Annotated in this window: 8 protein-coding genes; 2 read left to right on the top strand and 6 right to left on the bottom strand. The window is 45.1% G+C overall.

Going from position 1 to position 14,000, the window contains the following annotated elements:
• Positions 1-799: 799 nt before the first annotated feature.
• From H6F56_RS22470 to H6F56_RS22455, 4 genes are all read right to left on the bottom strand, one after another.
• Positions 800-2,281: a PAS domain-containing sensor histidine kinase gene (locus H6F56_RS22470; RefSeq protein ID WP_309236615.1), complete on the bottom strand. Its 1,482-nt coding sequence runs from the start codon at positions 2,279-2,281 to the stop codon at positions 800-802.
• Between the two features lie 500 nt (positions 2,282-2,781).
• On the bottom strand, positions 2,782-6,381 hold the full coding sequence (locus tag H6F56_RS22465) for a PAS domain S-box protein (RefSeq protein WP_190673108.1): 3,600 nt from the start codon (positions 6,379-6,381) through the stop codon (positions 2,782-2,784).
• A gap of 361 nt (positions 6,382-6,742) precedes the next feature.
• Positions 6,743-9,865 (bottom strand): PAS domain-containing sensor histidine kinase, encoded by a 3,123-nt coding sequence (locus tag H6F56_RS22460; protein WP_190673106.1) that lies wholly within the window; start codon positions 9,863-9,865, stop codon positions 6,743-6,745.
• Positions 9,866-10,756: 891 nt separating this feature from the next.
• A complete protein-coding gene (locus H6F56_RS22455; protein ID WP_242032124.1) occupies positions 10,757-11,479 on the bottom strand; it encodes an SAM-dependent methyltransferase in 723 nt (240 codons plus the stop codon).
• 588 nt (positions 11,480-12,067) lie between these two features.
• Here H6F56_RS22455 and H6F56_RS22450 point away from each other — a divergent pair.
• On the top strand, positions 12,068-12,487 hold the full coding sequence (locus H6F56_RS22450; RefSeq protein WP_190673103.1) for a hypothetical protein: 420 nt from the start codon (positions 12,068-12,070) through the stop codon (positions 12,485-12,487).
• 44 nt (positions 12,488-12,531) lie between these two features.
• Entirely contained in the window at positions 12,532-13,107 is a 576-nt protein-coding gene (locus H6F56_RS22445) for a CAP domain-containing protein (protein ID WP_309236614.1), read from the top strand.
• 33 nt (positions 13,108-13,140) lie between these two features.
• Here the strand turns inward: H6F56_RS22445 and H6F56_RS22440 are convergent, their stop codons facing one another.
• Together H6F56_RS22440 and H6F56_RS22435 are read right to left on the bottom strand one after the other, a co-directional pair.
• On the bottom strand, positions 13,141-13,305 hold the full coding sequence (locus tag H6F56_RS22440; protein WP_190673098.1) for a hypothetical protein: 165 nt from the start codon (positions 13,303-13,305) through the stop codon (positions 13,141-13,143).
• 8 nt (positions 13,306-13,313) lie between these two features.
• Positions 13,314-13,985, bottom strand: coding sequence for a class I SAM-dependent methyltransferase (locus H6F56_RS22435; protein ID WP_190673272.1), 672 nt, complete (start codon positions 13,983-13,985; stop codon positions 13,314-13,316).
• Between the last annotated feature and the right edge of the window lie 15 nt (positions 13,986-14,000).

Genomic DNA, 14,000 nt, shown 5'->3' with positions numbered 1-14,000 from the left:
AAATATTTGCTTTTTTCTTGCTCTTTCCCTTTTGTTAATTATTTCGCTTCATTTTTAATTTTTCAACCATAAGCAAGCCTTAGCTTTAATTTCATGCCGGTTTTGCTTGGCCGACAGCTTCGGTTGCAGAGGTTAAGGCTGAGCCTTGAAATAAGGGAATGTAATAACTAACACTTTTTTAATTAACATATGCCGGTTTATGCGAAAAAGCGATTTTATCAATTTTATACCAATTTACTGTTAATTGGTTGCTAATGGTTCCTCAACAGAACTTCTACAAGCTCTCGCTCGTTCAAAAGAAAGACAAACAATGTTTATGCTATATTGCTGCAAAACTAAAAATTTATGCTCAATAGACAGGAATGAACCTGTGCAAAAATTCTTGGGTGCATCCCAGGCTCTTTAACACCCTTTTATAAAATTTCTATAAAATGCCGCGCATAAAGTAAATGAGTTTTTCAAAGAACCATCAGAATTTTATTTTAAATAAACGGGATTCATACTCATAGTCATAGTTAATTTAGTTTATTAGAGCAAAATTTTAAAAAAGTGTAAATAAATTCCTATAATTTAATGAATAAATAATTAAAATTGTTAAATTAAATAATAATCACGTTAAAATAACACGACAAAATCAAACATCATTATTGAATATAAATGTCGCATTTACGCCGGCAACGGGTTAGTTCTAGGCGCAGCACCTTCTAATCCGGGCTGCAAAAAAAACGGAGAGGCAAAAGAAACGGGTTAAGTTATCGTGCCTTTCCTTTGCCTTGTCAACCATAATTCTTACCCGCTGTTACAAGGTTTCCACCGGCACGTTAGCGCGAATCGGAATTTCAACCCAAAACTCAGCTCCCTGATTGGGTTTCGAGACGCATTTCAAAATGCCTCCATGTTTTTCAACAATAATTTGGTAGGAAATCGAAAGTCCTAAGCCAGTGCCGGCACCCACAGGTTTTGTCGTAAAAAACGGATCAAAAAGCTTGTTTTGATGAGACAGAGGAATACCTGGCCCATTGTCGGCAATGCGAATAATAACTGTGGACTTAGAACTGAGTGAGGTGGAAATTGAGATTGTTCGTGGAGACGTCTGCTTTTCCAAAGCATCAATCGCGTTAGAGATAAGATTCATAAACACTTGATTGAGCTGGCCGGCATAGCATTCAACCTTGGGCAATACACCGAACTCTTTGATTATCGAAATCCCTGAATGACCGGCAGTGCTTTTGAGCCGGCTTTGCAAAATCATGAGCGTACTGTCAATTCCTTCGTGGATATTCACCGGCTTCATTTCGGCTTGATCCAGGCGAGAGAAGTTACGCAACGATACCACAATTTCACGGATACGCTCAGCACCGATATTCATGGAGTACATAAGTTTGGGAAAGTCTTCGCTGAGAAAATCGATATCAACCGCTTCCCGTTCAGCCACAACTTCCGGGACGGGGTTGGGATAGTGCCGTTCGTAGACATGCAAAAGGCTGAGCAAATCTGAGGCATAGTGTTGGGCGTGAGCAAGATTGCCGGTGATAAAATTAACCGGGTTATTAATTTCATGAGCCACACCGGCAACCATTTGTCCGAGAGAAGACATCTTCTCACTCTGAACCAGTTGGGCTTGAGTTTGTTTGAGTTCGCTTAATGTTTTTTCTAGCTGTTGCGTTTGCTCTCTCAATCTCGCTTCTGATTGGCGCAAGGCTTCCTCTGCACGGTTACGTTCTGTGATATCGCGCAAGGAAGCCAGAAACGCTCTTTGTCCTTCCCACTCAGTCTCGACAACCCGCATTTCTGCAATGAGATGTTGGTCATCCGTGCGGAGCACATCGACTTGCGTTTGCACAACCCGTGTATCTTTCTTTGTGCTTGGGCCAATCCTGCGGATCGTGCCGGTGTCTATCTCACACGCTTGCCGTTCTACCACCAGCTTGCCAAAAAAGTCTTGGCCCAACAGTTCAACGGCAGTGCAATTAAATAGCCATTCTGCTGATGGATTGGCGAAATGAACCATGCCGCCGGCATCAACAATCACAATTGCATCTGCATTCTTGTCAATGATATTTTTGAAGCGAGCTTCACTGGCTCGGATTTGTTGTTTGAGCTGTTCCACTTCTACGTGTAACCCTTGCTGTTCTTCGCAAGGCCCAAGTTTGCAAGCCGACATAGGGTTTGTTAATTGGTTGATGGCAAAAGGTTGCTTGAGCAGATTCCAGACATAATTGATAGCTTCATGAATTTCAGGAGCAGCATCCATAGGAATTGAACGAAGTGAGTCAGGCATTTTCTCAGCGGTTCCCTGACGGAAACTTGTGTTAACCGTGCTCTCATTTCTAAACTGGTTACTGTCAGTGATAAACATACACCATCATTCCTAGGATTGTTCAAGTTAAAAAAAATATTATTGATACGTTTGGGTCTTATTCTATATTTTTGTAATGTTCAATTTTAGTATATAATTCCCTAAGTCAATACACAAATGTAACTATACTGATTTTTCTACGGTGCAAGAATTTTGATCGCAGAGGCATAATTTTATGCCTCTGTTGCTGAACTTATCAACATCTTGATGCTAACTGCTGATGATGAAAGCAGCATCAGTAAAATTTGACAAACTTGATTTCCGTACTTGTACGGTTCAGCCCTTCCGTACAAGTACAGAGTTGTACGGTAAGGGAAAAGGGTGTAGCAATAGAGAAGAATCGATTTAGTCGCGCTGTCAGAAAAAATAGTTTCAAGCCTTTTCTCAGCCGCTTAACTTAGCTCATGCCCTCAGAGGTTGCCTCAAGTTCCGCAACAGTTGGGCTGTACCGGCAGGATCACAGTAAACGTAGTGCCGGCACCCACTTCGCTTTCCAGCAGAACCTGGCCACTGTGAGCCTCTACAGATTTTTTAACAATTGCCAGCCCCAAACCTGTGCCCGGTTGGGTGTGCAAATTGCTGCCTCGATAAAACGACTCAAAAACTCGCGGCTGATCTTCAACAGGAATCCCAATCCCCCCGTCCTGAATGCGAAAGATAACGACAGGAGCATTCAACGGTAAACCATAAGAATTGAGAAGTTGTTGAGCCGGCGCTTCCCATGTTTCATTCTTTAATATCAATTCTTCATGCGGACAGCTTACTTCAAAAAGGATGGGCTGTGAGGGTTCTGAATATTTGATGGCATTAGAAAGCAAGTTAATAAAAATGTGGCGTAATAACTTTTCATCCATCCAAGCGTCCGTACAGGAACCGTAACCTCTAAACGTAATTGTGTACTGAGAGGCTGCAGCGTTGCTGCTTTGCACCTCTTCAACCATCTGCCGGCAAAACGCTTCTAGATTAAGCGCCGCAGGATAACACTCCAATTTGCCGGCATCAGATTTACCAATCAACAGAATGTCGTTTAACATCTGCGTCATGTGGACAGCAGCTACTTGAATCCGCTGGATATGTTGTAAGTATTTTTGCGAAGTCTGTTGTTCGAGGTAAAACTCCAGCAGATCCGCAGATGAAAGGATCGTGCATAAAGGCGTGCGGAACTCATGGGAGGTGAGGGTGATAAACCGGGATCTCAGTTCAGAAAGTTCTTTTTCTTGCGCCAAGGCTTTATAAATTTCTTCCTCTGCCGCTTTTTGCGTCGTGATATCCGCCCAGTAACCAACAATTTCTAAAGGATTACCACCGGCATCGCAAATCAGGCGCATTTCATCGCGCATCCAGCGATAAGAACCATCTTTACGCAAAAAGCGGTATTCATAGGTGTGATGTCCTTGCTCAAATAGCACCAGCATCTTAGCCAAGGCTGTTTCCAAGTCGTCTGGATGAACGTGCTGACGCCAAAAATCCGCATCTTCTGTAAATTCACGAGGTTGATAACCCAGCAGTCCCGTTACATTTTCGCTGATAAAGTTCGTGGCGGAGTCGGGGGAAGTGCCGGCGCTGTAGAGCACTGCGGGACTGGAAGCAAGCAAATGTTGTAGCTGCTGCTGAGTAAGCTGCAGTGCTTCCTCCATCTGTTTGCGCTCGGTGATGTCGAGTTGTGTTGTCCACAGTCGCACGAGAAAGCCATTTTCAATAATGCCAACGGCGCTGGTTAAGAAATATTTGGCATCTCCCCAAGCGTTAACCTCATGGGATTCTAGTTTGTCGAGCCGGTAGCCTGAACGAATCAGGGCACGCACTTGTTCAATATAGTGCGGGTTTATATCAGGAATGAGGTTATTGATTCGGATGCCTGAAATTTCGGATGCTGAGTTAAAGCCGTACATCTGAGCCAAGACATCATTACACTCAGCCAGGTGAGCGTTTTGAAAAATCTGTTGAATTTGCTCGTCTTCGCTCATTTCAACTGAGATTGCCGGCTCAAATTCAAAACAGGAAATTGCCTCAGAACTTTGAGCGACAAAGGCTCGGTAGCGATCCTCACTTTTTCTCAGTGCTTCTTCTGATTGTTTGCGTTCCGTAATATCAGCGCAAGTACCTAAAATCTGCTGGGGCACGCCGGCATTATCTCTGGTAAAGATAACTTGCCGACTACGAAACCAGCGCCATTCGCCATTGGCGTGCCGTAGCCGGTATTCGCCTTCAACAACATCTCCATCCTGAGCGTTAATCGTTTGCCGGTGTAGTTTTTGGAGAGCTGGTTGATCCTCGGGATGCAATATTTTTACCAGAAATTTTGCTGCCGCTGTTTCGAGGGCAGTTGTCGGATAGCCCAACAGATCTGTAAACTGCTGGTTAATATAAATATTGCGATCTTCAATCAGGTCGTAGAGATAAACAATATGGGGTGTTGTGTCGTTAATTCGCTGGATAAAACGCTGGGAAGATCGCAAGGATGAGACGATCAATTGACGGGAGGCAATTGCCTGTTTGAGTCGTTTGTTGGTTTTTTGCAGTTGTGAGATAACTTTAGTTTTTTCGTCTGTGCGAAGCTGAACAAGTTCTTCAAGATAATTCTGATTATTTTTTAATTGCTCTTCATAACGCTTACGGTCTGTGATATCTGTAAATACGGAAAAGGCTCCTTTAAGTTGAGAATTCGTGTCTAAAATGGGTGTTGAAGAGACGAGAGCAAATAACTTTTGACCATCTTTTCGGGTCAATTCTAATTCATAAGAACTGCTCTCACCCCGCTGACGCTTAGCAATTTCTTCTTGCAAACGTTCCTGATTATTTTTATGGGGAAATTGGAGAACATACCAGCCTAATATTGCCGTTGAGGAATATCCCAACATGGCTGAAAACTTCTCGTTGACGTAGGTAGCGAGTCCATTGGCATCGCAGATGATTAAGCCTTCGTTCATGGTTTCAACAAGCCGGCGAAAGCGTTCTTCACTTTGCCTGAGCGCTTCTTCCATCTGCTTGCGTTTGGTGATATCAACAGAGATGCCAACGATTCCAATCGCTTCGCCCATCTGGTTTTTCAGGACGGAATCTCTGACTAATGCGACAAAGCTGGTTCCGTCTTTGCGCTGCACTGTAAATTCTCCTTCCCACTGGCCGGTTTCAAGCAAGGAGTTAATAATTTCTTGAGCCAGTGCTTTGTTTGTATCCAGGCATAAGATTTCAACAACTGATTTACCGATGACTTCTGCTGCCGGCCACAGATAAAGTTGTTCTGCAAATTTATTCCAGTAGATAATGTTGCCGGCATTATCGGTAGCAATAACTGCACTGCGTACTTGATCGAGTAAGGAAGCTTGAAGAAATATCAATTCTTCTGCTAGTTTGACTTCCAGCAGTTGTTGAGCGAGTTGCGCCGGCTCCTCTTCTTGTAGCAGCGATTTTTGGGGCGCTTGTTCTTCCTGAGTTCGCGTGATGATGGCTTGAGTGTCGCAATGAACGAGATCTAATAATCTGTTTTCAATCAGAGAGCGGAATCGAGCGCCCTCGCTTGCTGTGGGAGGTAAGCGACTATCTGATGTTTGTAAGTTGCTGATCAAACAGTGGTTTCTACACGAGTCGCTGCCGGGTTTATGAAGTACGTGCAACAAGCTTTCTTGAGTAATTAATCCGACAAGCCGGCCTTCAAGATCAACCACCGGCAGGTGACGAATCTGATGTTCGCACAATAAGTTATATACAGCTAAAATATCTTCTGTTTCTGCCGGCGAAATGACAACCGGCGAAGAATTCATCACGCGTGTAATTTTGCTGTGCCGGCATTTTCCTAGCTGTTCGCCGGTAGCCAGACGCACCACATCTTGCTCTGTAAAAATTCCTAGCAAAGCGGGTATCTCTGCCGATGTTTCCACCACCATCGCGCAACTGCTCTGTGTCTGGTTCATCAGAGCAATCACTTCCCCGACTGAGGTGTGGGGACTGACAATTAAAGGGTAACGGTCAATTGCACACTCAGAGTCTGATGAATCAAAAGGCGAGTTTTTCACAGGCATGGCTCAGGCTTGTGGAATGACTGGCCACAAGTATAAAAGTTGATAAATTTTACAAGGTTATAAATAAGATTTTCAAGGATTTTTTTGATTGTTCCGTTGAAAAGATGGATTCGCTCCTCAACCCAGTCTGGCAGTTCAGTGTTTTCTCTCCTTAAAGATAAAGGCTGTTAAGCTGTGACGCTTTGAATTCGGAGCAAGATGCTCCCTGAGACTAAAGTAAGCAGGCATCTTGCCCGCACTACAAATTGACAAAAATGGGACGTCTCCTTTGAATTTACCTGTTCTTAGCTAGATTTGAATTCATTCCTTAACAGATTTTATAGGAGGAAATCCTTCAATTTGAAAAGGGCTGATTGGTGGATTAAATGGATGGGCTTGCTGCTGGGATATTCTGATGAATGGGAATTTCAATGACAAACTCTGTTCCCCCGCCAGGCTGTGAAAAACAGTTTATAACTCCCCCATGCTTCTCAACAATAATTTGGTAAGCGATGGAAAGTCCTAAACCGATGCCTTTCCCCACCGGCTTGGTTGTGAAAAAGGGATCGAAGAGTTTGCCTTGGAGTTCAAAGGGGATACCGGCACCATTATCAGCAATACGAATGACGATAGAAGTGCTGCGTGCTAAGTCCTTACTGGGAGATTTTTGAGTTTGTGAGAGTGAGGTGTGAATGCGAATCGTGGCAGGTGGGGAAGTGCTCGCCGTGAAGCCGGAAGGAGAATTTTCTGGTTCTGCGTCCTCTTCCAAGGCGTCAATGGCGTTGGTGAGGATGTTCATAAATACTTGATTTAACTGGCCTGCATGACACGCCACGAGGGGCAGTTCACCATATTCTTTCACCACCTGAATTGCCGGTTGAGTTCGCTTGGCTCTGAGCCGGTTTTGCAAAATTAACAGCGTGCTATCAATTCCCTCATGAATATTCACCGGCTTCATTTGCGCTTCATCTAAGCGGCTAAAGTTTCGCAAGCTTAAAACGAGATCCCGGATGCGTTCAGCACCGGCTTTTAGAGAGGACAGCAATTTGGGTAAATCTTCTAGCAGAAAATCAAGATTGATTTCTTCGGCATATTGGGCAATCTCATCTGCCTCTCCCTCACTCTGTCTGGCTTGGTCGCGCTGCTGGTAGCGAGAGACTAACCCCAGCAAGTCGTGAATATAGTCATTAGCATAAGCAACATTCCCGTAGATAAAGCTAACGGGGTTATTCAGTTCGTGGGCAATGCCGGCCACCATTTGTCCGAGACCCGACATTTTTTCCGTTTGAATCAGCTGGGATTGGGTTGTTTTAAGCTCTTGCAGTGTGCGCTTAAGCTGTTTGGTTTGCTGTCTTAGCTGAGCTTCTGACTGGCGCAAGGCAAGTTCTGAGCGTTTGCGTTCGGTAATGTCGGTATGAATGCCCACCACTCCCACCATTTCACCGGCTTTGTTGATAATGGCATTGGCACGTAAGAGAATTTGCATCGTCTTGCCGGTGCGGCTTTGAGCTGTCAATTCCCCACTCCAGCAAAGACCGGCTTGCAGTGATGAAATCATCGACTCTGCCTCAGCAGGGTCGGAGCAAATTGCAGATGGCCCGCCGGCAGCGATCATTTCTTCCACGGTGTATTCAAACAAATTTAGAAATGCGCGATTGTGATAGATGGGTGTGCCGGTGGCATCGGTAATGGAAATAGCATCACTGGCACTTTCCACAGCTTGGGTAACGCGCAGCAGGGTTTCCTCCGCCTGCTTGCGCTCTGTAATGTCCATTAACAAACCATCCCAGACAATATCGCCGGTGGGGGTTCGTTCTGGACGCGATGCCGCTTGAATCCATTTGCAGGAATCTCCCGACAGCAATCGGCCTTCCCACTGCCAAGGCTGCAGGGTTTGGGCGCTTAGCGCGACTGATTCTTCAAACTGCTGCCGATCGTCGGGATGTATGCAGGCGACCAGCAGAAGCCCATTTTGCTGAATTTGTTCGCGCGTTAAGCCGCAAAGTTCGACACAACCGGCGCTGATGTAGGGAAACGCAACAGATCCATCGGTTCGCAGCAGGAATTGGTAAATTGCCCCCGGAATATTGGTTGAGAGTTTTCGGAACCTTGCCTCGCTGTGTTGCAAGGCTTCTGATGCCTGCTTATGTTCAGTGATGTTTTCAATCACGCCAATGGAAAACTGAGGTTTGCCTTGACGATCATGAGCAATTGAAGCACTCAGCCGGCTCCAAATTACTTGGCCCTGTTTGCTGATGAAGCGCTTTTCTAGTTGAAAGTGCTCTCGCTTGCCGGCAATCATTTGCCGGTGAAGTCTAAGATCGGCGGCGAGATCGTCTGGATGGGTAAAGTCTGAGAACGTCTTGCTGTGCAGTTCTGAGGCGCTGTAACCTAACATCTGCTGCAATGCGGAATTGCTGTTGAGAATCCGTCTGTCTTTGAGATCTGCGATCGCGATGCCAACGGCTGCTTTCTCAAAAAGGGTGCGGAACAGTTCTTCACTTTGCTGCAAGGTTTCGGCTTCGGCTGGTTTGCCCTTGCTGATGTCGCGGAAATACCAAATTCTGCCGGCAAATCTGCCATCTGGAATGAATGCCGGTGTGGAGTTGCGCTCGAAAATGCGCCCATCTTTCAGGTAAATCTCATCGTGGCTAGTTTGCTCTGGATGCGCGTCGAGATACTCTAGCTTAGCGATAAATTCTTCGGGTGCTTGCAAGCACTCGAATACCCAGTTATACAGAAGTTGGTCTTCACCGGCAGCGAGTGTACCTTCTGGAATCTCCCACATCTGGCGAAAGCGGGTGTTATGGGAGATCACTTTGCTATTTTCCCCAACGACTAAAATTCCGTCGGGTGATGCTTCTTGTTGAGCTTTGAGCAATGCGTTGCTTTCTTGCAGTGCTTGTTGCGTTTGCTGATGTTCTGTGGTGTCCCGCAGGGTTGCCAAGTGGGCGATTTGCCCTTCCCACTCGGTTTCTACAACGCGCAGTTGAGCAATACAAACTTTGTGCGGGGGTGTTTCTCCCTTGCGGCGAATTTCTACCAGTTGTGTTTGCACCATCTGGATTTCTGCGGCGCTGTTTGCGGCTGGGGAGGTGAGAATTTCTGTGGCGATCTCACTGTTGTTGGGCACAGCAACGAGCCGGTTAAAAAATTGTTCTCCCACAAGTTCGGCGCTTGGGCGGTTAAACAGCGCTTGTGCAGCCCGGTTGGCAAAGCAGACATTTCCCTGCCGGTCTATAATCACCATGCCATCAGCATTGTTGACGATGAGATTGTGGAAACGCGCTTCACTTGCTTGCAATTCCCGCTTCAGCTTTTCCACTTCTCCTCGCTTCTGATGCTGCTCTATGACATGACACAGCGTTAGGGCTAAGGGGTTGTTTTCTGGGGGATTGGTCGCTAGATTGTCTGAGGCTGAGCCGGCTGGGGGTGCCGATTGTTGTGGATGATTTTGCCAGCTGCCGATTCGATCTACACCCCTGTCAAGTTTAGGACTTAACATATTTTGCCACTCCTAGCGAGGTCAATTTATAAAAATATTTAGTTCTTAATATACTGTAATCTTTTTTTTAAAGATGTATTGTTTAAAACATTTGAAATGGTAAATTTTCTGAGGGTGCCGTTCAGCTAAAACCGTTAATTTCCGGAAACGGAGTAGTGTTTTGGTGGTGATATCTGGAGCCGGCGCACTCCATTAAAATTGCCAGAGATTGCATTTATAAAGTTTTTAGTTTTCTCAGCTTGATTCTATCTTGCTGTAGAATCCGTTAACATCCGTATTTTTGAAGAAATCGCTCTACGTGTAACTACAGAAACTTTGCTCTGTAAAAATACGCAATTCAAAAATATTTTCTTGAATCCGCTGGATTACTTATTGTACATAAAAACTTCCAATTGGCTTTAAGTCATGAGTTTCAGCTTTTAAAGCCAACCTATTTAGAAATAAAATTCAACAGAAGTTTTCAGGCTATCGGTATTTTTTAAACTAACTCAGATGAATGTCGGTGGATCTGAAGTGATTGCTCCTATCGGCTTCATTTTTTACCATTTTAGAGGCGTAAATTCTTAAATTGACATAATTTTTTTATTTTAAAGAAACTGTCGCGGCTCCAAACATCGGCAAGTGTTAAAAATATTTGAAAAGTGTAGAATCTAACTTTGAAGCGCCCTCGCCCTAACCCTCTCCCACAGAAAAGGGAACCAGCAACTCTCTCCCTTTCGCTTGCGGATGAAGGTTATAGGGTTGCCAACTTTTCCAATATCCTCTAAGGCAAAATTCGAGAACCTGCGTTTAATAATTAACAAGTAAACGCAAAATTTTTATCCAGCATTCAGCCGTTCTGATCACACTTAGGGGGCGCAAACCAAGGCACCCCCAAGCAACTAACGTACCTTATCGCAAGTTTTCCGGTATAGTTTCCGGCACAACCCAGGTGTAAAGAGTGTGTTGCCCTGTCGGACTTTTTACTTGTACCACACGCTCCGGTTTCCACTCACCCATATCATAGTTGTGTGAAACGATGCGAGTTCCTGGTTTGAGTTCTTTAAGCAACTTGGGGCGCAGCCTTAAATTGACATCCGGGAGTAGGTAGAGGGTGACGACGGTTGCCTTGCTGAGATCGGTAGTAAATAGATCCTTTTCTACAAATTGCACCTTATCACTGACACCGGCTGTCTTGGCGTTTGCTTGACTTTCCTGCACCAGTTTGGGGTTAATATCAAAGCCGGTGCCGCGAGTGCCGAATTTTTGTGCGGCGGTAATCACAATGCGCCCATCACCACTGCCGAGATCGTAAAGCACATCATCCCCTTTTACCTGAGCCAGTTCCAGCATTTCGTCTACTACATTCTGGGGGGTTGGCACATAAGGCACATCAGGGGTGCGATTTTGAGCTTGAGTTTGCGTTGCCGGTGTCGTTGCTGTTGCCGGTGTTTGCGTTGTCGTTACCGTGGTTGAAGTTTGAACTTGAGGCGTGGTTTCTGTAGCTTGCGGATCGGACTGGCTTTGCTGGTCGCATCCTACCAGTATTAAACCTCCCAGACTCACACAGGCAACGAGCAATTTTGTGAAGGGTTTAATCTGCATTAGAATTTTCTCCGTTTGAATCGTTGACATTTGGTTGTTGAATCGCACTCTCTGCTAAATCAAGCGCTGCGATCATTCCACAACAGTAGCAGCACGCCGGCAGCCACAACTCCGAGTAACAGCCCGACGAAAGTCCCTCCTTGTTTACTGAATGAAAATTTTCTTGTTAAAAAGCTCATAGTTGATTAGAACCTTGAAAAAATAAGTGACAATCTTTCAACTTTTTTGAAGAAAAAATTCTGTCTTGCAACCTTTAAAAATTGGCCTTTTTGAGCAGGCTTTATCCAATACTGTTTGTCCTGTATTCAGTGTGACGCATAAAAGTGAATAAAAAGTGATATCACTTGGAATATTGGAAAACACTAATCAAAATAGTCATAGATTCTCCACCGTTAAGCGGCAGGATAGACGCAATCGCTTTGAGCAGATTTCGGTAAATATTGCGCCCTTCTTCAACAGCGGCTTCTATGGAGGCAAAATTATTAAACGATCTCAGCAATCTCAAACCAATTCCCCGCGATACAGATTATGCTTGCATCATTGAATGAGAGAGGAGAAAGGAATTTTGGATATGGCTGGCTTTGTTAATTTAGATTTTAAGCGTGTAGAGACACAACTATGAAACACCTCCCAAAAACTCGTCGGCTAACGATTTTAACCCGCCTAGTGTTAACCGGCATTTTACTGTTTTTTGTCGCCGCCTGTGCCACAGTAACGCCGGAACCGGGCAATTTAGCAGATCGCGCAACCGTTCCCACTGCCGCGCCACAAACACCCAGCGATCTCACTTTACCGAATCCTGTTGCTGAGGCCGTTTTACAAGATGCCTCCAGTCGGTCAAAGTTACCTCGTGAGCAGCTTCAAATTGCCGGCACACAACAGCAGAGCTGGCCTGATGGATGTTTGGGACTTGCAGAACCGGAAACTTTCTGTCCTCAGATAGTGGTTTCCGGATGGAAAGTCACAGTACAAGGAAAAGAGAAAAGCTTTGTTTACCGCACCGACAACACAGGTTCTCTCGTTAAGCTAGAAAAGTAAGAATGCAAATTCTACCGGCTCGAACATACCAGCAACTTGCAACTGTGAAAAGACAAAAGCTGCCGGTGATCCTGGCATTGCTCGCTCTCACCTTGGTGGGGTGCGAGTCGGTTACAGAATTGTTGCCGGCATTACCAGAAGAATGGGGGGTGCCGGCGAGCAAACCGCAAACACCTCCTCTCGCGCCTCAGTCTGCCAGCAGTGATGAAATGGAAACGCAAGTGCGCCAGGAAATTAATGCAGTCCGCGAAAAACAAGGTTTAAAGCCCTTAGAAAACCAGGAAAAACTGGCAGAAGTCGCTCGCCAATATAGCCGGAAAATGGCGAAGGAAAACTTTTTCGCTCACGTCAGTCCTGATGGCACAACGCCGGCTAACCGTGTTAATTCTGCCGGTATTTTTTATTGGGTAGTGGGCGAAAATCTCTTCAAAATTACCAATGCGTCTAAACCTGTGCCCTATGCTATAAAAGGCTGGATGGAAAGTCCGGGGCATCGGGAGAATCTTTTGCGCCCCGAATACACTGAAACAGGTGTAGGAGTTTGGCGCGAAGGCAATACTTATTACATGACGCAGTTATTTATGCGATCGCAATTTTCACCCACAGATTTACTTAGGTAACAAGTTGGGTTCAGTTTTCAAATACAATCAGATTTAATTCATCCCAATTTTAGAAAAAAATGCGACTTGGGCGATCACACAAGCCGGCCCAGAAATGCAAGGTAGCTTCGATAGGCGAAGGGTGTGGGTTGCGCGACTGAAGTTGAGGGAATTAAATATCAAACTTCCAACATACAAACTCTTGGCAGTCAGGTGCATTTGGGCTGTTATGCGGCACTGCCTCTTTTAAATTCCGCTCTGAATCTTCTTACGGGAGGAGATTCTTCATCAAAATAGTCTTCAAAATTTATCAGTATCAAACCTGTCTCTACAAACTGCATAATCTCATTCTTTGTGAGTGGATAAGGCATTTGTCCAGGGTCGTCTGTATTATCTCTTCCTCGGCTAACTACAAGCAATTGCCCTCCAGAAGCAACAAAGCTGGCAATCTGAGAAATAGCTTTTTGGCGAAGCGATGAGGGTAATACCTGAAGCGTATACGATTCTAAAACAAAATCAAATGACTGATTCCATTTGGAGGGCGCATTTAGTAAATCAGTAACTATATACTTAGCCGTAGAATTCGGAAATCTATTCCTACACCATTCAATTGCTGAAGGCGAGATGTCAAAACCGATGACGTTGAATCCTCGCCGGCACAACTCTTCAACATCATCCCCCAGGCCGCAGCCAACCTTTAATGCTGTTTTTCCTTCCCCTTGAATCTCATTCACATTTAACCATTGAACTAGGTTTGGGTTCGCTTTCAAATCGGCCCAAGGGATGGCTGCTTTCCCACTTTTTGCTTCAAAATAAAGTACCTCAAACCATTTAGTAGGTTCTCCCCTATCGTTGTATTGCTTAGCAAGATTTCTGGCGTATGCTCTTTCTTTATTCATCAAAGTAAATCCCTG

This window comes from Microcoleus sp. FACHB-672 (assembly GCF_014695725.1).
Lineage (GTDB): Bacteria > Cyanobacteriota > Cyanobacteriia > Cyanobacteriales > Oscillatoriaceae > FACHB-68.
The sequence above is the reverse complement of the archived record's forward strand: the minus strand, read 5'-3'. Positions and strand labels throughout refer to the sequence as shown.